The organism is Kitasatospora albolonga (genome assembly GCF_039535905.1).
Taxonomy (GTDB): Bacteria; Actinomycetota; Actinomycetes; order Streptomycetales; family Streptomycetaceae; genus Kitasatospora; species Kitasatospora albolonga.
The window spans coordinates 27657-49177 of record NZ_BAAAYB010000008.1; the positions used below are offsets into that span (position 1 = coordinate 27657).

The 21521-nt window shown below is 71.6% G+C and carries 24 protein-coding genes and 1 pseudogene; 14 read left to right on the plus strand and 11 right to left on the minus strand.

Annotated features, from left to right (window positions below; translation table 11 throughout):
* Positions 1 to 6: 6 nt before the first annotated feature.
* The gene (locus tag ABD946_RS02515) at positions 7 to 351 is read right to left on the minus strand and encodes a RidA family protein (RefSeq protein ID WP_345279619.1); all 345 of its coding nucleotides are present in this window, start codon (positions 349 to 351) and stop codon (positions 7 to 9) included.
* 62 nt (positions 352 to 413) lie between these two features.
* Positions 414 to 1745, minus strand: coding sequence for a sensor histidine kinase (locus ABD946_RS02520; RefSeq protein ID WP_345279621.1), 1332 nt, complete (start codon positions 1743 to 1745; stop codon positions 414 to 416).
* A 12-nt stretch (positions 1746 to 1757) separates the two neighbouring features.
* Here ABD946_RS02520 and ABD946_RS02525 point away from each other — a divergent pair, with 12 nt between their 5' ends.
* From ABD946_RS02525 to ABD946_RS02545, 5 genes are all read left to right on the plus strand, one after another.
* Positions 1758 to 2066: a hypothetical protein gene (locus ABD946_RS02525; RefSeq protein WP_345279623.1), complete on the plus strand. Its 309-nt coding sequence runs from the start codon at positions 1758 to 1760 to the stop codon at positions 2064 to 2066.
* 159 nt (positions 2067 to 2225) lie between these two features.
* On the plus strand, positions 2226 to 3587 hold the full coding sequence (gltX, locus tag ABD946_RS02530) for a glutamate--tRNA ligase (protein WP_345279665.1): 1362 nt from the start codon (positions 2226 to 2228) through the stop codon (positions 3585 to 3587).
* 177 nt (positions 3588 to 3764) lie between these two features.
* Entirely contained in the window at positions 3765 to 4790 is a 1026-nt protein-coding gene (locus ABD946_RS02535) for an aminoglycoside phosphotransferase/kinase family protein (RefSeq protein WP_345279625.1), read from the plus strand.
* A complete protein-coding gene (locus tag ABD946_RS02540; protein ID WP_345279627.1) occupies positions 4787 to 5215 on the plus strand; it encodes a DUF6210 family protein in 429 nt (142 codons plus the stop codon). The genes ABD946_RS02535 and ABD946_RS02540 overlap by 4 nt, the downstream gene beginning before the upstream one ends.
* 97 nt (positions 5216 to 5312) lie before the next feature.
* Positions 5313 to 5540: a hypothetical protein gene (locus tag ABD946_RS02545; protein WP_345279629.1), complete on the plus strand. Its 228-nt coding sequence runs from the start codon at positions 5313 to 5315 to the stop codon at positions 5538 to 5540.
* 232 nt (positions 5541 to 5772) lie between these two features.
* On the opposite strand, the gene ABD946_RS02550 is transcribed toward ABD946_RS02545, so the two are convergent.
* Positions 5773 to 6330 (minus strand): hypothetical protein, encoded by a 558-nt coding sequence (locus ABD946_RS02550; protein WP_345279631.1) that lies wholly within the window; start codon positions 6328 to 6330, stop codon positions 5773 to 5775.
* A 204-nt stretch (positions 6331 to 6534) separates the two neighbouring features.
* Here ABD946_RS02550 and ABD946_RS02555 point away from each other — a divergent pair, with 204 nt between their 5' ends.
* The gene (locus ABD946_RS02555) at positions 6535 to 7083 is read left to right on the plus strand and encodes an ArsR/SmtB family transcription factor (RefSeq protein WP_345279633.1); all 549 of its coding nucleotides are present in this window, start codon (positions 6535 to 6537) and stop codon (positions 7081 to 7083) included.
* Positions 7080 to 8348, plus strand: a complete 1269-nt coding sequence (locus tag ABD946_RS02560; protein WP_345279635.1) for an MFS transporter — start codon at positions 7080 to 7082, stop codon at positions 8346 to 8348. Before ABD946_RS02555 ends, ABD946_RS02560 begins: the two co-directional genes overlap by 4 nt.
* Positions 8349 to 8373: 25 nt before the next feature.
* Here ABD946_RS02560 and ABD946_RS02565 read toward each other — a convergent pair whose 3' ends face one another.
* The gene (locus tag ABD946_RS02565) at positions 8374 to 8820 is read right to left on the minus strand and encodes a nitroreductase family deazaflavin-dependent oxidoreductase (protein WP_345279639.1); all 447 of its coding nucleotides are present in this window, start codon (positions 8818 to 8820) and stop codon (positions 8374 to 8376) included.
* Positions 8821 to 8965: 145 nt separating this feature from the next.
* Between ABD946_RS02565 and ABD946_RS02570 the strand changes: the two genes are divergently transcribed.
* The gene (locus ABD946_RS02570; RefSeq protein WP_345279641.1) at positions 8966 to 9496 is read left to right on the plus strand and encodes a DUF6584 family protein; all 531 of its coding nucleotides are present in this window, start codon (positions 8966 to 8968) and stop codon (positions 9494 to 9496) included.
* 9 nt (positions 9497 to 9505) lie between these two features.
* On the opposite strand, the gene ABD946_RS02575 is transcribed toward ABD946_RS02570, so the two are convergent.
* The 3 genes from ABD946_RS02575 to ABD946_RS02585 all read right to left on the minus strand — a co-directional run bounded on the left by ABD946_RS02575 (position 9506) and on the right by ABD946_RS02585 (position 12982).
* Complete coding sequence (locus tag ABD946_RS02575) at positions 9506 to 10018, minus strand: hypothetical protein (RefSeq protein ID WP_345279643.1); 513 nt, start codon at positions 10016 to 10018, stop codon at positions 9506 to 9508.
* 360 nt (positions 10019 to 10378) lie between these two features.
* The gene (locus ABD946_RS02580) at positions 10379 to 12643 is read right to left on the minus strand and encodes a heavy metal translocating P-type ATPase (protein WP_345279644.1); all 2265 of its coding nucleotides are present in this window, start codon (positions 12641 to 12643) and stop codon (positions 10379 to 10381) included.
* Between the two features lie 48 nt (positions 12644 to 12691).
* A complete protein-coding gene (locus ABD946_RS02585; RefSeq protein WP_345279646.1) occupies positions 12692 to 12982 on the minus strand; it encodes a heavy-metal-associated domain-containing protein in 291 nt (96 codons plus the stop codon).
* Positions 12983 to 13190: 208 nt separating this feature from the next.
* Between ABD946_RS02585 and ABD946_RS02590 the strand changes: the two genes are divergently transcribed.
* The gene (locus ABD946_RS02590; RefSeq protein WP_345279648.1) at positions 13191 to 14438 is read left to right on the plus strand and encodes a threonine/serine exporter family protein; all 1248 of its coding nucleotides are present in this window, start codon (positions 13191 to 13193) and stop codon (positions 14436 to 14438) included.
* 95 nt (positions 14439 to 14533) lie between these two features.
* Entirely contained in the window at positions 14534 to 14758 is a 225-nt protein-coding gene (locus tag ABD946_RS02595) for a hypothetical protein (protein WP_345279650.1), read from the plus strand.
* Positions 14759 to 14855: 97 nt separating this feature from the next.
* On the opposite strand, the gene ABD946_RS02600 is transcribed toward ABD946_RS02595, so the two are convergent.
* Entirely contained in the window at positions 14856 to 15794 is a 939-nt protein-coding gene (locus tag ABD946_RS02600; protein ID WP_345279652.1) for a MerR family transcriptional regulator, read from the minus strand.
* Between the two features lie 192 nt (positions 15795 to 15986).
* Between ABD946_RS02600 and ABD946_RS02605 the strand changes: the two genes are divergently transcribed.
* Positions 15987 to 16232, plus strand: a complete 246-nt coding sequence (locus ABD946_RS02605) for a hypothetical protein (RefSeq protein WP_345279654.1) — start codon at positions 15987 to 15989, stop codon at positions 16230 to 16232.
* A gap of 49 nt (positions 16233 to 16281) precedes the next feature.
* On the opposite strand, the gene ABD946_RS02610 is transcribed toward ABD946_RS02605, so the two are convergent.
* The 3 genes from ABD946_RS02610 to ABD946_RS02620 form a co-directional block, all read right to left on the minus strand.
* Positions 16282 to 16710 carry a PIN domain-containing protein gene (locus ABD946_RS02610; RefSeq protein WP_345279656.1) on the minus strand — a complete coding sequence of 143 codons (429 nt, stop codon included), beginning with the start codon at positions 16708 to 16710 and terminating at the stop codon, positions 16282 to 16284.
* A 550-nt stretch (positions 16711 to 17260) separates the two neighbouring features.
* On the minus strand, positions 17261 to 17743 hold the full coding sequence (locus ABD946_RS02615) for a hypothetical protein (RefSeq protein ID WP_345279658.1): 483 nt from the start codon (positions 17741 to 17743) through the stop codon (positions 17261 to 17263).
* Positions 17744 to 17852: 109 nt separating this feature from the next.
* On the minus strand, positions 17853 to 18035 hold the full coding sequence (locus ABD946_RS02620; protein WP_345279660.1) for a hypothetical protein: 183 nt from the start codon (positions 18033 to 18035) through the stop codon (positions 17853 to 17855).
* Between the two features lie 530 nt (positions 18036 to 18565).
* Between ABD946_RS02620 and ABD946_RS02625 the strand changes: the two genes are divergently transcribed.
* From ABD946_RS02625 to ABD946_RS02635, 3 genes and pseudogenes are all read left to right on the plus strand, one after another.
* Positions 18566 to 19420 (plus strand): IS5 family transposase, encoded by an 855-nt coding sequence (locus ABD946_RS02625; RefSeq protein WP_425558501.1) that lies wholly within the window; start codon positions 18566 to 18568, stop codon positions 19418 to 19420.
* 289 nt (positions 19421 to 19709) lie between these two features.
* Positions 19710 to 21008 (plus strand): YopA family protein, encoded by a 1299-nt coding sequence (locus tag ABD946_RS02630; protein ID WP_345279662.1) that lies wholly within the window; start codon positions 19710 to 19712, stop codon positions 21006 to 21008.
* 117 nt (positions 21009 to 21125) lie between these two features.
* Positions 21126 to 21521, plus strand: a pseudogene (locus ABD946_RS02635) (hypothetical protein); the annotation flags it as partial.

The following is a 21521-nucleotide window of genomic DNA, read 5'->3' on the forward strand; positions in this document are numbered from 1 at the left end:
GCGCGGTCAGACCGCCGCGGTGACGACGATCTCCACCCGGACGTCCGGGTGGTAGAGCGCGGCCTGCACGGTGGCCCGGGCCGGGACGGCCCCGGCCGGCACCCAGGCGTCCCAGGCCTCGTTCATCTGCGCGAACTCGGCGATGTCGGCCAGGAAGATCTCGGCGCGCAGGATGCGGGTCTTGTCCGAACCGGCCTCGGCCAGCAGCTTGTCGATGCTCGCCAGCACCTGCACGGTCTGCTCCGTGGTGCCCGCCGAGAGGTCACCGGCGACCTGGCCGGCCAGGTACACGGTGCCGTTGTGGACGACCGCCTCGCTCATGCGCGCGTTGCTGCCGATTCGCTGGATCATGGGGACCTCCTGGAGGTACGTGGAGCGGGGGAGCGTGGAGCTTGATCGCTCCGGCGCGCCGATCATAGGGGCGGCCCGCCTGCGGCGTCCGAGCTGTCCGAATGGAGAGCAGACCTGGATGCCGCCTCCCCGTCCTCCGGCCCGCGCGGAGCGGGGAGCGTGAGCAGCACCTCGAAGCCGCCCTCCGGGCGGGGCCCTGCGCTCACCGTGCCGCGGTAGACCCGGGCCCGTTCGCGCATCCCGATCAGTCCGTGCCCGGCCGAGGCCGCGCCGCCTGGGACGCCTGGGACGCCGGGCAGGCCGGGGAGGCCCGCGCTGTCGCGGAGGCCCGCGCCGTCGTCGGTCACCCGGACGGTGAGGTGGTGCGGCCGGAAGCGGACCGAGACCGTCGCGGTGGCCGGGCCGGCGTGCTTCAGCACGTTGGTCAGCGCCTCCTGGATCACCCGGTAGACGCACAGGTCCATCCCCGGCGGAAGGGCGAACGGCTCGCCCTCCCAGAGGAGTTCGGCCGCGACGCCCGCGCCCCGGACCCGGGCGAGCAGCTCCTCCACCCGCCCCAGCCCCGGTGCCGGGCCCTCGTCCTCCTCCACCACCCCGTCCTCGGCGCCGACCGACCCGACCCGGAGCAGGGTCAGCATCCGCCGCAGCTCGTCCAGCGCCTCCCGGCTGGTGCCCGCGATGGTGTCCAGCGCCCCGCGCGCGGTCCTCGGGTCGCCCTCGAAGACGTACGAGGCGAGGCCGGCCTGGAGCGAGACCACCGACAGGTGGTGCGCCACCACGTCGTGCAGCTCCCGGGCGATCCGCACCCGCTCCTCCGTGAGCGCCTCGGTCACCGCCTGCGCCGCGCGGGCCTCCTGCTCGGCCCGCAGACGTCGCGTCAACTCCGCCAGCCGGACGCTCCGTTCGGCCGCGAGCCCGGCCGTCCGGCCGAGCAGCGCCACCCCGAGCGGGAACGCCACCGCCTGCACCAGGACCGAGGACATCGACCCGTGCTCCCGGTAGATCACCCCGGCCACCACCCAGGCCGCGCCCACCGCCACCGAGCACACCACCGTCGCCGCACGTCCCGTGGAGACGGCCACGGCGTACAGCGCCAGCAGTACCGCGGGGGAGTTGACGACGGGCCAGTACCCCAGGGCGATGTACACCAGCCAGACCGCCACCGTCGCGCCCAGCACCGGTACCGGTGCCATCCGCCGGGCCGCCAGCGCCACGCCGATCAGCACGGTCAGCAGCGCGCCCCGGGCGTCCAGCGCGTGCCAGTCCCCGGGCTCGGGCTCCTGCCCCAGCACCAACGCGGCCACGGTGTACGCCACCGCCAACACGGAGTCGGTCACCCGCGGCCGACGCAGCACCCGCCCCACCCGTCCGAGGAATCCCTGTTCCGCCAGCACCGGCGCAGCCTAGTGCCGCCCACCCACCCGTTCCAAGAGCCGCCGCTGGGGCGGCGGGCCGTCGCCGCCCGGGAGACCGGGCACGGGGTCACCCTCGCCGAGCCCTACCGGTCCTTCGTCGCCGAGGTGGCCAACGGCAGCTCCCTCGGCCCGGCCGAGGACGGCCAGTCCTTCTGGCTGCTGGTGACCACCGGGCCGCACCGGGGCGAGGTCTGGATGGTGGCCGACGTGGGCGTGACCCCGGTGCCGACCACGGGTGCGGCGTGGGGTTTCGCCGAGTGGGTGGAGCAGTGGCGGGCGGGGCAGCGGCGCTGGTCCTGAGGACGGGACGGGGCGTGCACCCAGGGCGGTCCGGCCGCCGGGCGCGGGGTGCGTCAGGGGGCCCGGTGACCATGGAAGGTCCCGGGAGTCAGTAGGCTTCCCTCCATGACCGAGGTATCCCGTTCCGTCCGTGTCCGTTTCGCACCGAGCCCCACCGGCATGTTCCACGTCGGGGGTGCCCGCTCCGCCCTGTACAACTGGGCGACGGCGCGACAGCAGGGCGGCACGTTCGTCCTGCGGATCGAGGACACCGACGCCGCCCGCAACAAGCCCGAGTGGACCGACGGCATCATCAGCGCCCTGGCCGCCATCGGCATCCACGAGGGTGACGCGGCCTTCGAGGGCCCGTACTTCCAGTCGGCCAACGCCCCGCTGCACCGCACCGCCGCCGAGAAGCTCTACGCCGCCGGCCGCGCCTACCACTGCGACTGCACCCGCGAGCAGCTCGCCGAGCGCACCGGCTCCGCACAGACCGGCTACGACGGCCACTGCCGCGACCGCGGCCTGGAGTACGCCGAGGGCCGCGCGCTGCGCTTCCGCACCCCGGACGAGGGCACCACGGTCGTGGTCGACCTGATCCGCGGCGAGCCCGCCTTCCCCAACTCGGCGATGGAGGACTTCGTCATCGCCCGCGGCGACGGCAGCCCGGTATTCCTGCTGGCCAATGTGGTGGACGACGTCGAGCAGGGCGTCACCCAGGTCATCCGCGGTGAGGAGCACCTCTCCAACACCCCGAAGCAGCAGCTGCTCTGGGAGGCCCTCGGCGCCACCCCGCCGGTCTGGGCGCACCTGCCGGTGATCGTCAACGAGAAGCGCCAGAAGCTCTCCAAGCGCCGCGACAAGGTCGCCCTGGAGGACTACCTGGCCGAGGGCTACCTGCCCGAAGCCCTCGTCAACTACCTGATGCTGCTGGGCTGGGGCCCCAAGGACGACGTCGAGATCCGCCCCTACGAGGAGATCGAGCAGCTCTTCCGGGTCGCCGACGTGAACGCCGCCTCGGCCTTCTTCGACGTCGCCAAGCTGCGCTCCTTCAACGGCGAGTACATCCGGGCGATGGGCGTCGAGGAGTTCACCGCGGCCTGCGCGCCGTGGCTGGCCGCCGACCGCGCCCCGTGGGCGGCCGAGGACTTCGACGCCGAGGCCTTCGCGGTGCTGGCGCCGCTGGCGCAGTCCCGGATCGCGCTGCTCTCCGAGATCACCGAGCAGGTCGACTTCCTCTTCCTGCCGGAGCCCGTCCAGGACGAGGCCTCCTGGAACAAGGCCATGAAGGCCGGCGCGGCCGACCTGCTGCGCACCGCCCGCACCCGCCTGGCCGCGGCCACCTGGCAGGCCGACGCGCTCAAGACCGAGCTGGAGGCCGTCGCCGCCGAGCACGGCCTGAAGCTCGGCAAGGCCCAGGCCCCGGTCCGCGTCGCGGTCACCGGTCGCACCGTCGGCCTCCCGCTCTTCGAGTCGATGGAGGTCCTCGGGCAGGAGCGCACCCTGGCCCGCCTGGACGCCGCCCTCGCGAAGCTCGGCTGACGCCGGGTCGAGTCCGACGGTTTGGCGCCCGGTCCGGACTGACGGCCGGTAGACCGTCGACCGGACCCATGGTCGGACGACGTGCCGCCGCGCGGTCTGACGCCTCCTCAGGGCCCGTCCTCCCCTTCCGGGGTGGGGCGGGCCCTCTGGCGTTCCGTGCTCACTACCCTCGATGGCGTGAAGACCCGACCGGACGACCTCCACGACGAGCAGCTCCGCACCGGCCTGCTCGCCTACGGCCTCACCGCCGCCTCCCTGGCCTACGCCCCCGTCGGCTTCGGCGACCACCACTGGACCGCCACCGATCCCGACGGCCGCCGCTGGTTCCTCACCGTCGCGGACCTCGCCCACAAGAGCCACTGCGGCCCCGACCCCGACTCCGCCCTCCTCGGGCTGCGCGCGGCGATGTCCACCGCCCGGTCGCTGCGCCACCTGGGCCTGCTGGTCGCCCCCTTGGCCACCCCCGACGGCGAGACCGCCCTCCGGCTCACGCCGCGCTACGCGCTCAGCGTCTTCCCCTACGCCTCCGGCACCCCCGGCGGCTTCTTCGACCGCCTGGCCCCCGCGGACCGCCGCCTGCTCCTCGACGCCCTGTCCCGCCTCCACACCACCGCCCCGCCACCCGGCACCCCCGTCCACCACCCCGGCCTCTCCGGCCGTCCCCGCCTCGACGCCGCCCTCGCGTCCCTCACCACCCCCTGGGCCACCGGCCCGTACGCCGAGCCCGCCCGCACCCTGACGGCCACCCACCTCCCCGCCCTCCGCCGCGCCCTCGCCCACCTCGACCGCACCACCGAGGCCCTCACCTCCGTCCCCGGGGTCGTCACCCACGGCGAGCCCCACCCCGGCAACCTCCTGCGCCACCCCGACCACGTCCTGCTGGTCGACTGGGACACCGTCGCCCTCGCCACCCCCGAACGCGACCTCTGGCTGCTCGACCCCACCCCCGCCGACCTCGCCCGCTACACCGCCACCACCGGCCACCCCCGTCGACCCCGCCGCCCTCGCCCACTACCGCCTCCGCTGGGCCCTGGAGGACATCGACGCCTACCTCCACTGGTTCCGCGGCCCCCACACCGACGACACCGACACCCAGGACTCCTGGACCGCCTTCACCGGCACCCTCGCCGAGCTCGCCACCGTCCTCCCCACCGAAATCCCGTGGAGCCCGTGACCTCCCGGTTGCCACACTGGGTTCCATGACGAAGCGTCACCACGTCCCCCTCGACCCGGACGGCACGGCCGGCCGCGACTGGCTCTGCCTGGTGGTCGAGGCGGACACCCGGGTGGTCTACCACCAGCAGTACGGCGGCACCACCAACCGACAGGGCCGGGTCGAGGGCTTCCTGGTCCCGCTCGCCGGCGCGCCCCAACTCGCGGCACTGCGAGCCCTGTTCGAGCGCGACCTGCGCGGGGCCGGGGCCGCGGACCACCGCTGGACGGCCGAGCAGCGCCTCCGCCTGGGCGCCGCCGTCTCCGCCCTCCGCTACTGGACCTCCGACGGCGCCGTCGACCACCCCCACCCGCTCAGACTGGACGACAGCCGTGCTGCCGAGACGGACGAGGCCTGGGTCCCGGTCCTCACCCCGGACGGCCCGGCCGTCCTGCTGTGGTCCAACTCCGACTGAGCGGAACCACCACCCGCGGTCCTGCAACCTTCGGTGTACCGCGCTCTCGCCCCTGCGGAGGACGATCACCAGGCGCCGCCCGCGAGAAGCTCGATCCATGCGGACGACCATCGGATACACCATCGAGAGCATCGGCTACGTCGTGGGAGCTCAGGGGCTCCTCGGCTTCGTGTCGCGGACCTTCTTCGGGGCGGAGTGGGGCTGGGTGCACAAGCTCGTCGAACTGCCGCCCCCGGCCCACCTCGGCGTGGTGGCCGCAGGGGCGGCGCTGGTCATCGGCGGGGTGCGGCTGCGGAGGGAGTCCAGCGCCCGGGGCGCCGCCTGACTTCGCGGAGAGCGGGTTGACGGTGGATCAGGAACGACTCGTCGGCTTGCCGTTCAACCAGTGCTCTCGGTAGCGCCGCTCCGGCGCCGCCGAGAGTCGTCCTGGTGCGGATCGTGCCACCCGGGGCCGGGGCGGTGGTGTCGCCGTGACAGTCTGCGCTGGTGGAAGTTCCCATGCGAGGCAAGCTCAGTGGCGCGGCTCCACGCGGAGCCGTACCGGGCCCGCGCCGGCCTCAGCCGGTGCCCGGGCCCCCGTCCTCCACCTGCCAGGGCCGGGGCCAGTTGCCGGAGGGCGGGGGCGGCCCCGCGATCCCGAGGTCGCGCCGCGCCCGTGCGTAGAACGCGTCCCGCGCCCGGCTCATCCCCTGCTCCGCCGCCGCCCAGCCGTCCGGGTCGGTCCGCAGTCCCCTCGCGTACAGCTCGACGTTCCACACCGCCTCGTGCCACGCCCGGGCGGCCGCGACGGTCTCCGCGTCGCCCACCAGCAGCACCGACTCCCACTCCGCCGCCCGCCGCGACTCCGCCTCCGCCAGCAGCACCAGCCCCTGCACCGGATCCAGCGGATCGACCACGTTGGCGAACCCGCGGGCCGCCCCGATCCGCTGGGCTATCCGGATCTGCGCCTTCAGCGCGTTCGCGTACCCCACGTAGATCTGGAACCGCTTCTCGTCCCACCGCTCCGCCCGCGCCCGCCGCCAGCGGCTCTTCTCCGCCGCACCCGCTGCGGCGATCGACCCCACGGCCCCCACCACCACCCCGACCAACGCCGGTACCTGTTCCCACAGCCCCACCGCTCCCCCTTCCGTCCCGAGCACTCCCCGGCACACTGCCACGTCCCGGCGCCACGCGACACCCAGCGGCAGCCTCAACCTCCGTTCGGTGGGGCCGGGTTGGCGGGGCCTACCGGGGAGGGGCAGGGGCCCGTCGGGATCGTGGTGGCGTGGAGTCAGGGAAAGCCCTTGCGCAATGGTCAAGAAGTGTTGACCATTGGGGGCGTGACCAACGATGATCTTCCCGAGGCGCTCCACCTCTCCACCGACGAGCAGTTGCGCGCCGTCTCCAACCTCACCCGCCACCGCATCATGGCCGTGCTCCGCTTCGAACCCTCGACGATCACCCAGATCGCCGACCGGGTCGGCCTCGCCAAGGGAAGCTCCAGCTACCACGTGCGGATCCTCGAACGGGCCGGCCTGATCAAGGTGGTGCGGACCAGGAAGGTCCGGGGGGTCATCGAGCGGTACTACGCGATGGCCGCGCGCTCGATCGTGCTGCCGGACCCGGGGGAGGGCGGCCCCGACGTGCTGATGCGGCACGCCGTGGCCGACCTGGAGGCCTCGTCGCCCGACGGCGAGCGGCACGTGCGGATGGCCCACCTGCGCCTCACCGACGAGCAGTTCGCGGAGCTCGGCGCCCGCCTGGAGGCCCTCGCGGACGAGTACCGCGCGCTCTCCGACCCGTCGCTCCCGGACGCCTCGCTCGTCTTCGCGCTCTTCCACCCCAGCTCCCGCAACCAGGCCGACCAGGCCGAGGAGACCACCAAGTGACCCTTGCCGTACAGAAGTTGCCGACCGGTTTCGGACGGCTGTGGACCGCTCAGACGGTCTCCTCCCTCGGCGACGGAGTGCTGCACTCCGCCCTGCCGCTGATCACCCTCACCCTCACCCGCGACCCGCTCGCGATCGCCGTCGTCACCGCCGCCGGCACCCTCCCCTGGCTGCTCTTCGGCATCCTCGGCGGCGCACTGGTCGACCGCTGGGACCGCCGCCGCACCATGTGGGTGGCGGACGCGGCCCGCGCGCTGCTGCTCGCGGTACCGGCCGCCGCCCTCGCCCTCGACGCCCTGACCATCCCCCTCCTCGCGGCCGTCGCCTTCCTCCTCGGCCTCGGCGGACTCTTCTTCGACACCGCCGCCACCGCCTACCTCCCCGGCCTGCTCGGCCGTGACGCCGCCCTCCTGGAGCGCGCCAACTCCCGCATGCGCGGCACCCAGACCGCCGCCTCCGGCTTCGCCGGCCCGCCCGCCGGAAGCGCCCTGCTCGCCCTCGGCCGCGCCGTCCCGCTGCTCGCCGACGCGCTCTCCTTCGCGCTCTCCGCCCTGCTCGTGCGCTCCCTGCCGGCCGTGCCCGTACCGGCCCCGGAGGCCCGCGAGTCGCTGCTCAAGCAGGCCCGCGCCGGCGCCTCCCACGTCTTCCGGGACCGCCTGCTGCTCGGCCTCGCGCTGCGCCCCGCGGTCGGGAACGTCGCGTTCCTCGCGATGGAGACCGTGCTCGCCCTCTTCGCCCACGACCGCCTCGGCGTCGGCGCCTCCGGCTACGGCCTGCTCCTCACCGCGGAGGCCGTCGGCGGCCTGTTCGGCGCGGGCTTCGCCTCCCTCCTCGGCCGACGCCTCGGCACCGGCACCGCCCTGACCTGCACCGCGACCGTCGAGGGCCTCGCCATCCTCGCCGTCGCGGCCGCCCCGAACGCGTACGTCGCCGGCCTCGGGCTCGCCGTCTGCGGCGCGGGCATCGGCGCCACCATGGTGCTCGCCCCGTCGCTCCGTCAGGCGATCGTCCCCGCCCACCTGATGGGCCGGGTCGCCTCCACCTCCCGGATGCTCTCCATGTGCGCGGCCCCCTTCGGCGCCTTCCTCGGCGGCTGGCTGGCCACCGCCTACGACGTCCGCACCCCGATCTTCGTCGCGGCCGGCCTGCTGCTCACCATGACGGTGGTCACCGCCACCATGACGAGCAACCGCCGCGTCGAGGTGGCGCTGCGCGCCGCAGCCGCCGAGACGGACGAGCCGTCCCGCCCGGCCGCCCTCGTCTGACCTCCGTCCGCCTCCGCGCCCGGGCCTACACCGGCCCGGGTTCCAGGACGAAGACCGGGATCACCCGGCCGGCCGTCTTCTCGTACTCGGCGTACGTCGGATAGGCGGCCACCGCCCGCTCCCACCACTCGGCCTTCTCCTCGCCGGTGACCTCACGGGCCGTCATGGTGCGGCGCTCCGGGCCGTCCTGAAGGACCACCAGCGGGTTGGCGCTGAGGTTGTGGTACCAGACGGGGTGGCGCGGGAAACCACCCTTGGTGGCCACCGCCGCGTACCGCCCCTCGTGCTCCACCCGCATGAGCGGCACCTTGCGGATCCGGCCGCTGCGCGCTCCGCGCATCGTCACGATGACGACCGGCAGCCCGGTGTCCCAGAGCGTGGTGCCCTCCGTGCCGCCGGACCGCTCGTACAGCTCCACCTGCTCGCGGATCCACTGCATCGGGCTCGGGTCGTACTCGCCCTCGAGAGCCATCGCGCCCTCCCTGATGTCGTACACGGACTACTCCGGGACATTCCAACCCGGACCCGGCCCGAAACCGCCCACCGCCGTGCAGACTCCGCCGCCGGTCGGGCATAACCCCTTTGACCTGTACTTACGTCCACGTCACGATGCTCCGGTGACAGTCGAGACCACCCTGCTGAGAGTCGACGCGGACCTCCGCGCCGGCCGGATACCCGTCGCCCGCCAGCGCGTGCGGGGCCTGGTGGGCTCGTACCCGGCGGACCTGACGGCCAGGCGGCGTCTGGCCGAGGTCTACCGCCTGTACGGCGAGAGCGTCGAGGCGGGCCGCTGGGCCTACCTCGAAGAGGACCGCGACCCGGACGAGACGGCGGCCTTCGAAGCCCGCCACCCGAACCCGCTCGACCGGATGGTGGCGCTCCGTTGGTACGGCTCGGAGCGCGAGGTCGCGACGGAGACCGCCCGCGCCCGGCTGGTCGGGCTCCGCGAGGCGGCTTCGGCACACCTGTGCCGGCCGGTGTACTGGCACACCATCGGGGACCACGTCCGACAGCGTGACGAAAGGCAGGCCCCGGCCGGGGACGACGACCTGTGGTGGCTGGGGTGCGCGGGCCTCTGCCTCGCCGCGCTCGCGTTCCTGGCCCTCGCCGTGGTCGGCGGCGTCACCGTGGCCCGCTGGCTGCTCTGACGGCGCTGCTCACCGCCCCGCCGCGTGGCGGACGTACTCCGGGTCGGCCGGGCCGAGCTCGATGCGGTTCTCGTCCATGCCGTTGGCGATCCGCAGGAAGCCGTCGGCGAAGGCGAACTCCACCGTCACGGACCCGGGTGCCAGGTCGCGCTTCGAGGGACGCCACTGAAGGAGCGTCACCTCCCGCAGTGCCTGGCCGACGAACGGTTCGAGGCGCTCGTCGCTCCGCGACCACTCCGGCGTGAACTCGGACTCCTCCCACCCCGCGATGGCCGCCGAGGTGTCGATGGTGCCCCAGCCGATCGAGAGCTCGTCGAACCTCCAGTGGCAGAGCTCCACTTGGACACCGTCGAAGTCCAGCACCACCGGACAGTTGGCGAACCAGTCTCTGTCCTCGGCGAACCGCACCACCGCGAACCCCGTCAACCGCCGCCCGACGAGCGCCGTCAACCGTGCTCCGTGCACCCGCCGCACCGTGTCGACCCCCACCAGGAAGGCGGGCTCGAAACCAGAGATTCCCATGTCCACCGCACCGAGTATCCCTGGTACGGGCGGTCGGTCCGGTCTGGTCTGCGGCGGTCGGGATGTGAAAGTATCGCCGGGTCGCTTCACCAGGCGTCGCCGGGGCGCCCCAGGTCCGAGCGTGGACCGAACCAGCGGGAGTAAGAGGCGGAGTGGGCGGTGACCGCACGCGTGGCGCACGATCGGCGTCCTGAGTAGACCCCGCTGGATCCCGGCACCCGCACCGCGTTGGCCCGTCCTTCGACGACGCCTGACTCCTCGCGACGACCACTTCTCTGACGCCGGGTCATGTCGGTCATGCCGGTCCGCCCGGCGTCGTCGGGGGGACGGTGCCGGGCGGACCGGGAGGGGGAGACGGGGTCAGCGGGTGCGGAAGGTGCGGAGGCGGAGGCTGTTGCCGACGACGAAGACCGAGGAGAAGGCCATGGCTCCGCCCGCGATCATCGGGTTGAGCAGTCCGGCGGCGGCCAGTGGGATGGCGGCGACGTTGTAGGCGAAGGCCCAGAAGAGGTTGCCCTTGATGGTGGCGAGGGTGCGGCGGGAGAGTCGGATGGCGTCGGCGGCGGAGCGCAGGTCGCCGCGGACGAGGGTGAGGTCGCCGGCTTCGATGGCGGCGTCGGTGCCGGTGCCCATGGCGAGGCCGAGGTCGGCCTGGGCGAGGGCGGCGGCGTCGTTGACCCCGTCGCCGACCATGGCGACCGAGTGGCCCTCGGCCTGGAGGCGGCGGACGGTGTCCACCTTCTCCTGCGGCAGGACCTCGGCGATGACGTCGGCGGCGTCGATGCCGACCTCGGCGGCGACGGACCGCGCGACGGCGGCGTTGTCGCCGGTCAGCAGGATCGGCCGCAGGCCGAGGGCGCGCAGGCGGGTGATGGCCTCGGCGCTGGTGGGCTTGACCGCGTCGGCGACCACCAGGACCGCCCGCGCCTCGCCGTCCCAGCCGACCGCGATGGCCGTCCGACCGGCCTCCTCGGCCTCGGCCTTGGCCTTCGCCAACTCGGGGGTCAGGTACTGCGACCAGGAGGTGAGCAGCTGCTCCCGTCCGGCGACCACCGCGTGGCCGTCCACCACGCCCTGCACTCCGAGGCCCGGGACGTTCTCGAAGCCTTCGACGGGGGGCAGGGTGCCGAGGCGGTCGGTGGCGGCGGCCGCGACGGCGGCGGCGATCGGGTGCTCGGAGGCGTGCTCCAGGGCCCCGGCCAGGCGCAGGGTCTCGGTCTCCGACACGCCGTCAGCGGTGTGGACGGCGAGCAGGGTCATCTTGCCGGTGGTCACGGTGCCGGTCTTGTCGAGGACGATGGTGTCGACCTTGCGGGTGGTCTCCAGCACCTCGGGGCCCTTGATGAGGATGCCGAGCTGGGCGCCGCGTCCGGTGCCGACCATCAGGGCGGTCGGGGTGGCCAGGCCGAGGGCGCAGGGGCAGGCGATGATCAGCACCGCCACGGCGGCCGTGAAGGCGGCCGTCCAGCCCTCGCCGGTGGCGAGCCAGAAGACCAGGGTGGCCAGGGCCAGGGTGATCACGACGGGGACGAAGACCCCGGAGATGCGGTCGGCCAGACGTTGGGCGGCGGCCTTGCCGTTCTGCGCGTCCTCCACCAGCTTGGCCATCCGGGCCAGTTGGGTGTCGGCGCCGACCCGGGTGGCGCGGACCACCAGGCGGCCGCCGGCGTTGACGGTGGCTCCGGTGACGGCGTCGCCGGCGCCGACCTCCACGGGCACGGACTCGCCGGTGAGCATCGAGGCGTCCACCGCGGAGGAGCCCTGCTCGACCACCCCGTCGGTGGCGATCTTCTCGCCGGGCCGCACCACGAACAGGTCACCGACGGCCAGTCGGGCGGTCGGCACCCGGACCTCGGCGCCGTCGCGCAGGACGGTGACGTCCTTGGCCCCGAGCTGCAGCAGGGCCTTCAGGGCCGCACCGGCCGTCCGCTTGGACTTCGCCTCGAAGTAGCGCCCGGCCAGGATGAAGGCGGTGACGCCGGCCGCCGCCTCCAGGTAGATGTTCGACGCACCGTCGGAGCGGGCGATGGTGAGCTCGAAGCCGTGCCGCATCCCGGGCATCCCCGCGTGCCCGAAGAACAGCGCCCACAGCGACCAGAGGAACGCGGCGCCGGTGCCGAGCGAGACCAGGGTGTCCATGGTCGCGGCGCCGTGCTTGGCGTTGGTCCAGGCGGCCCGGTGGAACGGCCAGGCCGCGTAGGTCACCACCGGCGCGGTCAGGGTGAGGGAGAGCCACTGCCAGTTGTCGAACTGCAGCGCCGGGATCATCGCCATCGCGATCACCGGCAGGCTGAGCACCACGGAGGTGACCAGCCGCTGCCGCAGCGGGGTCAGTGGGTCGGGCTCACCGGTCGCCCCCGCCCCCGCCCCTGCCTCCGGCTCGGCGTCCGCCGGCCGGGGGACGGCCGCGGTGTAGCCGGTCGCCTCGACGGTGGCGATCAGGTCGGCGACCTCCACCGAGTCGGCGGCGAAGGAGACCTTCGCCTTCTCGGTGGCGTAGTTGACGATCGCTTCGACGCCGTCCATCCGGTTGAGCTTCTTCTCGACCCGGGCGGCGCACGACGCACAGGTCATGCCACCGATCTCGAGTTCCACCTCGTGGGAGGCGGGTGCCTGCGTGCTCATGGGTGCTCCTCGCTGGGTCGTGAAGGCTCGTGGACGAGGGGTGAACCCTCAGGCGCGGCCGGTGAGTTCGTAACCGGCCTCGTCGACGGCGGCGCGCACGGCCGCGTCCTCGGGCTCGCCCTCCGACGCGACGGTGACCAGGCCGGCCGCGACGTCGACGGAGACGGAGGTGACGCCCGGGAGGGCGGAGACGGCGGCGCCGACCGACTTCTCGCAGTGGCCGCAGGTCATCCCGGCGACGGCGTAGACGGTGGTGACGCTGTCGGCGGCGACGGGGGGCTCGATGGTGAGGGTGGTCGAGTCGGTCGAGCAGGTGCCGGCGGGGGAGCAGCAGGACATGGCGGTCTCCTCTTGATGGTCCGTCAGATACCCATGGGGGGTATCTCCTTGTGGAGATATTTATACCCCCGGGGGGTACCAGGCGCAAGGGGATCCCGACGGACCGTCAGCCGATCGGCGGTGTGTTCGTGCGGGGCGGTGGGGCGAGCGCGGTGTTACGTTCGCGCCACGGGCCGCGGCGGCCGTGGCCGGACCGGGACGTGAGGCAGTGGACCGACCAGACGACGCCGGCCTCGACCGGGTCACCGACTTCCTGCGCCGGCTGACCGGGCTGCTGCTCGACACCAGTGGCGAAGGCGCCGAGCTGATCGAGCATCACGTGCGGGCTACGGCCGAGGTGCTGGGGGCCGAGACCGATGTGCTCCTGGTGCCGGACGGGGCGACGCTCACGGTCACGGTCCGCGGGAGGTCCAGGACCGTCACCGTCCACGGGGTCCCCGAGGTCTTCCGCCTCGACCGGCTCACCGCGCTCAAGCCGCTGCTCACCGACCTCGCCGAGGGCCGTACCGACCTGACCGAGGCGGAGCGGCGACTGGAGCGGATCCGGACCTCCCCGGCCCCGTACCCCTGGTGGCTGAAGCTCCTCGGCATCGTGCTGTTCTCGGTCGGCTTCGCCCCGCTGATGCAGCCGACCTGGTACGAGATCGGCACGACCGCCGCCCTGAGCACCTTCGTCGCCGTCCTCGCCGTCGCGGCCGACCGGAGGCCACGCCTCACCAAGGTCCTGCCGCTGGTGGTCGCGGTCGCGGTCTCCGTGCTCACCCTCGAACTGTTCGCCGACGACCCGGCGCGCGGCGGCCCCGTCCTGCTGATGCTCCCGGCGCTGTTCTTCTTCGTTCCCGGCGACTACCTGAGCGCGGCCTCGGCCGAGCTCGCCGCCGGCCACATCACCACCGGTGCCGTCCGCCTGGTCTACTCCGCCTTCCTGCTCCTGCAGTTGTACGTCGGCGTGCTGATCGGCGTCCTCGTCACCGGAACCTCCACCCGGGCCCTGTTCGACCAGGCGGCCACCTCCGACCTGCCGCGCTGGTCACTGTTCCTCAGTTGGATCGTCTTCACCGTCGGGACCGTCCTCGCCTTCGCGATCCCGCTCCGGCTCCTGGGCCCACTGCTGCTCCTGGTCTACCTCACCGTCGGCGTGCAGTCGCTCGGCACGAAACTCATCGGCGAGGTCGGCGGGACGTTCGTCGCCGCCACCGTCCTCGCGGCGGTGGCCACCGCCCTCGCCCGCGCACCGCGGCACCCGCCCCGGCTCGTCCTGCTGCTCCCGGGCTTCTTCACCCTCACCGTCGGCTCGCTCGGCATGCGCGGCCTCACCACGCTCGCCGGCGGCTACGTGATCGAGGGGTTCCAGGACCTGCTCAAGCTGGTGACCATCGTCGTCAGCATCGCCGTCGGCATGGTCCTCGGCGCCGCCCTGGCCACCCCCGAGCGGCCCCGGTCCCGGCCGCTCTGACGCTCCGACAGGATTCGGGCCCGGTCCTCCGGGCCGTCCGGGGTCACCCGTGCGGAGGGCAGCGGGGCGAAGGGTCGTTCGTCCATGATCGGTCCATGATGAAGAACACCTCGGCCGCACTGGCCCTCGCTGTGGCGGCGGTCCTCCTCCTTCCCGCCTCCGCCTCCGCCGCTCCCCTTCCGGGCACGGCCGACGTCGGAACGGCCCGAGTCGCCAGGGCCGGCGAATTCTGGGCCTACGTGCCGATCCAGTTCGTCGAAGAGCTGATCGGTGAGTGGACCGAGATCCCGGAGGAGCTCGTGCACCCCGGCAGAGGCTGATCGGGCTCGCCCGTGCACCGGGTGCGGCTCGACCGGGGGAGCGTGACACCCGGTCGAGCCGCACCCTGTTCGTCCCCGCCGGGGAGGCGGGCCCGGACTACCGCGCGGGGTGCGCGCGGAGCGCCTCGCCGAACCAGGCGAACACCGGGCCCAGGCTCTCCGGGACGGGCCAGCCGTTGACCGTCGCCAGCAGGTGCCAGTACCGCTCGGCCCGCGGATCGCCCGCGACCTCCAGCCTGTTCAGCAGCCAGCCGCGCAGCTCCGCGTCGTCGGCCCTTCCGAAGGTCTCGGCGTAACGGGCAGTCAGCCCGGCCACCACCTCGGCCGCCGCTGCCGACCCCGGCGCCGTGCCGGCCTCCAACGCCCGGCCGACCCCCTCGCGCACCGCCTCGGTGAGCTCGTGGTGCAGCCCCGTGTCGTCGCCCCGCTCGCGCTCGTCGGCCTGGTACCGCGCCATCCGGCGCACCGCCGCCCGGAAGTCCGGATCCCGGGTCAGCTCGGCGAGCTCCACCCAGGCCTCGACCTGTGCGGGCTCGGGGTCCTCCGGCAGCACCGGCGCGGCCGCGCGCATCATCGCGACGAGCTCCTGGTTGGCGTCGTAGCGGCCGAAGGTGTCGTCGATGAACTCGGCGACGAGGCGCCCGCGTTCCTCGTCGGTCAGTTTCGCCAGTCGGTGCATCAGGGTCATCTCCTCGGTGGTGGAGCCTCGTTCGGCCACCGCGCGCAGCACGGCGCGCCGCAGTCGGAGCGTGCGGATCTGCACCTCCAGCGCGTCCGCGTGCGCCGCCGCCACCTCGGACACCGACACCTCCCGGTCCAACACCCGCCGGATCACGGCGAGTTCGACCCCGAGGTCGCGCAGCGTGCGCACCAGGTCCAGACGGGCCAGCGCACCGACGTCGTACAGCCGGTAGCCAGACGGACTACGGTCCGTCGGCGGCACGATCCCCTCGTCCGAGTAGAACCTGATGGTCTTGACCGTCAGCCCGGTCCGCCGAGCCAGGTCCCCGATCGTGAAGAGCGCGTCGCCGTCCATACCCCGTACCCTCCCGTCTCCCCCCACTGGAGACTCAAGTGCCTTCGCCCCCGGGGCGTGTCGGTGGCCCCCGAGAAGACCCCCATTCACCCACGGCAATGATCGACTGTCCCGGCAACGGCTAGGCTCGCGGCCATGGAGTTCGCTGCTGGAGTTCCCTCCGCTTGGCACGTGACGTTGCGGAGCGGCGCGTTGATCGAACTGTGGGCCGACGCCTACGCCATGGAGAAGGACGCTTACGTCTTCTCGGTCCTGGTCCGAGCGGCGGCGGCCGAGCAGGCCGAGCTCGAGGTGAGTGCGAGGACTCCCACCGATCCCGATCGGATCGACATCGTGGTCGCCCGCCTCCCCCGCAGCGAGGCCCGGCAGCTGCACACCGCTGCCGAGCGTGCCGTGGACGGGCTCTGCGTCTGCCCGGGGGAGGAGTCCGGGCTCTGAGGGATGCCCAGGCTGCTCCTCGTTGCGACGGCCGATTCGCGCGGGCCGTTCAGGCGGGGCGGACGGTGCGCGGGCCGGCTACCTCGGCGCCCAAGGCGGTGACCCGGGTGCGGAGTTCGCGGTCGGCGGTGACGACCAGGCAGGCGCGGTCCGGAACGGCGGAACGGGCTGCGGCGACCAGCTCGACGATGCAGTCGTCACCGCTCCCCGACGCCGCCACCACTCGTACCCGAGGAACCCCCGACACCCCGCGAGCGGCTCCCTCCACCACCAGGACCACCTCCAGCGGGCCACCGTGCCACCACCCCGGGGCGCGATCAGCGGCCAGCGCCAACCCGTCCTCCGCGACCGGCACCAGCGCGTCGCGCAGCCGCTCCGCCGCACCCCGCCGGTCGCGCCACCAGCCGTCCGGCACCGAGCCCACCACGTTCGCGCCGTCCACCACGAGGAGCGGTGGCCGCTCTGTGTCGCTGTCCATGCTGTCCGTACCCATGACCCGCAAGCCTGCCACGTGCGCCGGCGCGGGATGTGACGCCGGGTCGGGGACGCGCCCGTGCCGTCGGGGCCCGGGGCAGGCATCCGCCCATGACGCCAGAGCTCCTGGAGGGCGTCGGAACTCCCCTCCCAGCTGCCCGGCACATCCGAGCGCTCCTGGTCGGCACTGGGGTTCTGCCGGACCGCCACGAACTGGTCTCATGCCTGGAGCTCTGGCGCGACCGCCTCCTGGAGCCGCCGTCATCGCGCCGGGGCCGGATCATCCGCCCGTTCGCGGAGTGGCACGTCCTGCGCGACGCGTGACGCCGGGCCGACCGAGGCCGCCACACACTCAACCCTGCGGCCGCCGAGCGCACCGACAACCGAGGGCTCGGGCTGGCCGGGTGTCTGGCGGAAGACGGCCGCCATGCCCGAGCGGCTGGGGCGCTCCTTCTGGCCCGCGCTGCTGACCGACCGCCTCGCCGAGCTGCACCGCCGCGCCCGCGGTCGCCCAGCGCAACAGCCGCTTCTTCAAGACCCGCTGATCCGGCCCGTCAGCTCGCCGTTGTGTCGGCACGCACGCTGTCTGCGTCCAGGTGCAGTTCGTAGACCGTGGTGCAGTCGGCGGCCAGTGTCGCGACGGGCTGCCCGCACCGGCACGCGCGGTTGAGGCCCTGGGTGCCGGACGGGCCACCGCAGCACCCCATGCTCGCGTCCACCAGTATGATCAGGTCCAGCGCGTCCTCGGGGTTCAGGACGATGTTGCCCCGGGGACCTGCGGACCTCAGGAGGCCACGCATGTCGGACATCCAGCCCGCCCGGCGTTGGGCGGGGCCTTCCTCGTCGTCGGGGTAGGGCTCGTACGGAGCCCCCCAGGGCTCGGTCTCGATCGCGTAGTGCCCTCGGGGGATCGTCGCTTCGGGCCCCCGGGCCCCGGGCCTGGGCCGCTCGAAGGGCGGGGGCTCCGGTACGGCGGGCAGGGGCGTGAGCACAAGTGTCAGGGCCTCGCCGCACTCGGAGCAGTGGAAGATCGTCATCAGGTCAGTTCTAGCCGTACGGGTGGGGGCGCGCATCCGAATTCCGGCGTGTGAGCTCTCCGCGGTGGCCAAGTCCCACGTTGCTGGGGTCAGTTGGTGTGGGTGTTCGTCAGGTGGGGCCGATGTAGCCGATGATGATCTGCCCGGTCGGCCCGCGGGTGTCGTCGAGGTAGTACAGGCGGGGTGCGATACCGTTGCGGTCGATCTTCAGATGGTGGGTCATCTTGGCCCGCCCGTCGGGGTGGACCTGCTTGGGGACGTGGAAGATGCGTTCCCGGCCCCAGCGGGCCATCGTGCTGCCGGTCTCCCCGTTGGCGATCGCCCGTACCGGCCATTTCGCGCCGGGACAGGAAGCACTTCCGCGGGCACGGTCGTCGCCGCAAGCGCCTCCTGAAGCTCGGGCCAGGCCGGATCATCCACCTCGGTCAACTCGTCGATCTCTCGTATCCGAGGATGATCGCACCAACATGCTCAACACCGGCACCCTGGACAGTCGGGCCAGCCTTCGACCACTCGGGTAGATGATGAAAAGTCGTACCGTGACGGGAGATGAACTGTCCGCCAACAAGGATCACGAACTGTCTGTCCACCCGGATGTCGTACTGTCCGTGGCCAGGGTGGCGAAGTCACTTTGGAAGCTCGTCGAGACAGGTGATCTTGGAGGGAACAGGAAGCAGAATTAGGACCCAGCTCATGAAGCCCTCTAGGCGGTGCAGTCGTGGCGGTGACCACGCTGACGAGACCGCCGACCAGCCAGCGAGCTTCTCAGACCGTGTTTGAGATCTGTCGTGCCTTGTGGCTGGAGTGGTCGTTGAGCCTCATGTGAGTGGTTCTGGGGGTGGGTATCCGTCTGATCTGACGGATGATCAGTGGGTGTTGGTGGAGCCGTTGCTGCCGCCGGCGCGGGTGGGTCCGAAGGGCGGTCGGCGGGAGAAGCATCCGCGGCGGCGGATCGTGGATGCGATCTTCTACGTGGTGCGGACCGGGTGCGCCTGGCGGCAACTGCCGAAGGACTTCGCGCCTTGGCCGACGGTGTACTGGTACTTCACCTGGTGGCACGACGACGGCACCGTCGAGCGCGTCCACGATGTGTTGCGCGGCCGGGTCCGCGAGGCCGACGGCCGGGATGTGGAGCCGAGCGCGGGACTCATCGACTCGCAATCGGTCCGCACGGCCGACACGGTCCCGGCCGCGACCAGGGGTTTCGACGCGGGCAAGAAGGTCAAGGGCCACAAGCGGTTCATCGTCACCGGCACCCTCGGCCTGCTCCTGGCCGTCCACGTCGCCGCCGCGAACATCCAGGACCGCGACGGCGCGAAGCACCCGCTGCTGTGGACCCGCCTCGACCATCCGCGAGTTCAGAAGATCTGGGCCGACCAGGGCTTCGCCGGCCGCCTCGTGGAGTGGGCCCGCGCGATCCCCGGCCGCGAGCTGGAGATCGTGCGCAAGGCCCCGGACCAGCGCGGATTCCAGGTCCAGCCCAAGCGTTGGGCCGTGGAGCGCACCTTTTCGTGGATCACCGCACACCGAAACCTGGCCCGCGATTACGAGCAGCAGCCTGCCCGCTCCGAGACCATGATCCGCTGGGCGATGATCGGCATCATGATCCGCCGGCTCACCCGAGGCGAACCGGCCCGGCGGCCAGGCTCACGACCGCTCTCACGCACCAACCCGTGAGATCTCAGACGCGGTCTGAGGGCAGCCTGGTCAGCTCAGTGTCTCCAGTGATCTGGGCGCGCAGCGCGTCGGCAATGCGCAAGTAGGTACCGCGCGGGCTTCGCTGTGCCACCAGCCACTCCTTCTGTGAGTTGATCCCTATCAGGATGAACGACACTTGGCGTCCAGGGCTACCTTCCCGACCATTGGCAACATCAGCCGTATCTCCATCATCACCCTGGGGCGGGCGCCTATGGTGGCTCTCATGTCGACTCCTTCGCCCAGGCCTGGGGAGCTGTCCCTGTCGCCGGTGTACCCCTTCAATCAGCCAGGCGAGCCCATCAAGCTCTACGCGGGGCCTATCGACGGTCTTTCATCGACTGAGGTGGCCGGCGTCGTCGAGTTGACCTGTGGTCCTCGGCTCAGCCTTGACTGGAAAGTCGAGGGTGGCGATTTCATCGACTTCGCCTTCCGGTCCGATGTGTCGCTCGTCCTGCATCGCCAGGATGGCAATATGCAACTTCAGGGGGTGCCACGGGACAATGACGGCGGATGGTCTAACGGGGCCGTATTTGGGGATGCCGATGCCCCGTTGAAGCGGATCGTTGCACACTGGTTTAACGTTCCCCGCTTGCGCGGCTCAGTTGACCTGAAGCAGGAAACGAGCGACGGGGCTTATTCCTGGCAAGGGCGTGCTCGATGGAGATTCGAGACTGGCGGCTGGAAGATTACCCTCGACGTGCGGCCAGACCATAGTGACGTATGGGCGGATTTTCATGGATCACAGATCTATGTGATGACCCACGTGATGGAGCTATGTCGTGCGGATGGCTCCAGCTTCACTGCCCATCAAGCGGAACCGGTGATGTCCGCGCTTCACGTTGGTCTCTCCTTCGCGCTGGGGCAATGGGTGGCCCCGATGCTCCCGGTGGGGCTCGGTGAGCAGGGCGAGATCCTCTGGGAGGACTGGAGGAGCCTCCATTGCGACCCGGCGCAGCGCAGGGGATCGGCGTGGTGGTACGAGCAAGAGACTGACTCTCTCGAAGACTTCCTGGCACGAGCGATTGCCGAGTTTGTCGATCCTGCAAGGCGGGCGGCATTGAGGCTTCAAATGATGTTTGCGATTACTGCGACCGTCGATCGTGGCTTCGTGGAGCAGCGGATCACGAGCGCGGCCGCCGGACTTGAACACATCATGTGGCAGAATCTTGTTCTTTCTGGCAAATTGACCAAGCAGGAATACGAGAGTCGGGCATGGCCGGCAGCTAGGCTCTTGCGTAAGGCTTTGGCGGAAGCGAAAATCCCCGTTGACATTCCTGACGACCTTCTCCCGACTGTGGATCGATACGTCAAGAAGCGGCGAAGCCTGTATGGAGAGAATCTTGACTGTCCGGATGTTGTGACGCGAATGAGGAATCGGATTGTGCATCCGAAGGAAGACCAGGCTGAGCTGTACGAGCTAGAGGGCCTAGTGACTGAGGTCTGGCTGGCTGCTCGACACTATTTGACGTTGTTGATCCTTAATTCCGTGGGCTACCGAGGAATCTATAGGGACCTGCGAAAGATTAGCGGATGGGTCGGCGATGTTGGTACCGTCCCCTGGTCGTGACCGCAAGCAGTCGCAGGCGTCGGATCATGGCAGCGTGGGATCACCATGTTTGATAACAAGATCTCGCGTTCCGGCCCAGTTGTGAAGCGGGGCCAGGGTCGAGAGGCAGGATAGCCCGTGCTCAATCTGGAAGACCGGATCAATCACGTTTGGAATCCGGATGTTCGACCCTTGGTTGCCGAGGCGTACCGCTGCTACAGCAGCGGCTCGCCGCGAGCCGTAATCGTCCTGACATGGACGGCGGTATGCGGTGACCTGATCCACAAGCTCTACCAGCTCGCCGAAGATGGCGAAGGTAGGGCCGAGACGGTCACCAAGAATATCGACGGCGCATCAGAAAAGGGTGGCGGGGAAGCAGTCAAGGCCATGCAGGCAATCGAGAGTGCACTCCTGCAGACAGCGATGGACCTAGAGCTGATTGACTTTACTGAAAAGGAACTACTGGATCGTCTGCAGCGAGATCGAAACCTGTGCGCCCACCCGTCGCTACGTCCCCTCGGTCAGCTTTCACGC

What these genes read in the sequence shown, in the direction of transcription:
- ABD946_RS02515 (WP_345279619.1), bottom strand. Translation starts at nt 351, where the DNA reads ATGATCCAGCGAATCGGCAGCAACGCGCGCATGAGCGAGGCGGTCGTC.
- gltX (WP_345279665.1), top strand. Translation starts at nt 2,226, where the DNA reads ATGTTCCACGTCGGGGGTGCCCGCTCCGCCCTGTACAACTGGGCGACG.
- ABD946_RS02540 (WP_345279627.1), top strand. Translation starts at nt 4,787, where the DNA reads ATGACGAAGCGTCACCACGTCCCCCTCGACCCGGACGGCACGGCCGGC.
- ABD946_RS02545 (WP_345279629.1), top strand. Translation starts at nt 5,313, where the DNA reads ATGCGGACGACCATCGGATACACCATCGAGAGCATCGGCTACGTCGTG.
- ABD946_RS02565 (WP_345279639.1), bottom strand. Translation starts at nt 8,820, where the DNA reads ATGGCTCTCGAGGGCGAGTACGACCCGAGCCCGATGCAGTGGATCCGC.
- ABD946_RS02575 (WP_345279643.1), bottom strand. Translation starts at nt 10,018, where the DNA reads ATGGGAATCTCTGGTTTCGAGCCCGCCTTCCTGGTGGGGGTCGACACG.
- ABD946_RS02580 (WP_345279644.1), bottom strand. Translation starts at nt 12,643, where the DNA reads ATGAGCACGCAGGCACCCGCCTCCCACGAGGTGGAACTCGAGATCGGT.
- ABD946_RS02585 (WP_345279646.1), bottom strand. Translation starts at nt 12,982, where the DNA reads ATGTCCTGCTGCTCCCCCGCCGGCACCTGCTCGACCGACTCGACCACC.
- ABD946_RS02595 (WP_345279650.1), top strand. Translation starts at nt 14,534, where the DNA reads ATGATGAAGAACACCTCGGCCGCACTGGCCCTCGCTGTGGCGGCGGTC.
- ABD946_RS02600 (WP_345279652.1), bottom strand. Translation starts at nt 15,794, where the DNA reads ATGGACGGCGACGCGCTCTTCACGATCGGGGACCTGGCTCGGCGGACC.
- ABD946_RS02610 (WP_345279656.1), bottom strand. Translation starts at nt 16,710, where the DNA reads ATGGACAGCGACACAGAGCGGCCACCGCTCCTCGTGGTGGACGGCGCG.
- ABD946_RS02615 (WP_345279658.1), bottom strand. Translation starts at nt 17,743, where the DNA reads ATGACGATCTTCCACTGCTCCGAGTGCGGCGAGGCCCTGACACTTGTG.
- ABD946_RS02620 (WP_345279660.1), bottom strand. Translation starts at nt 18,035, where the DNA reads ATGGCCCGCTGGGGCCGGGAACGCATCTTCCACGTCCCCAAGCAGGTC.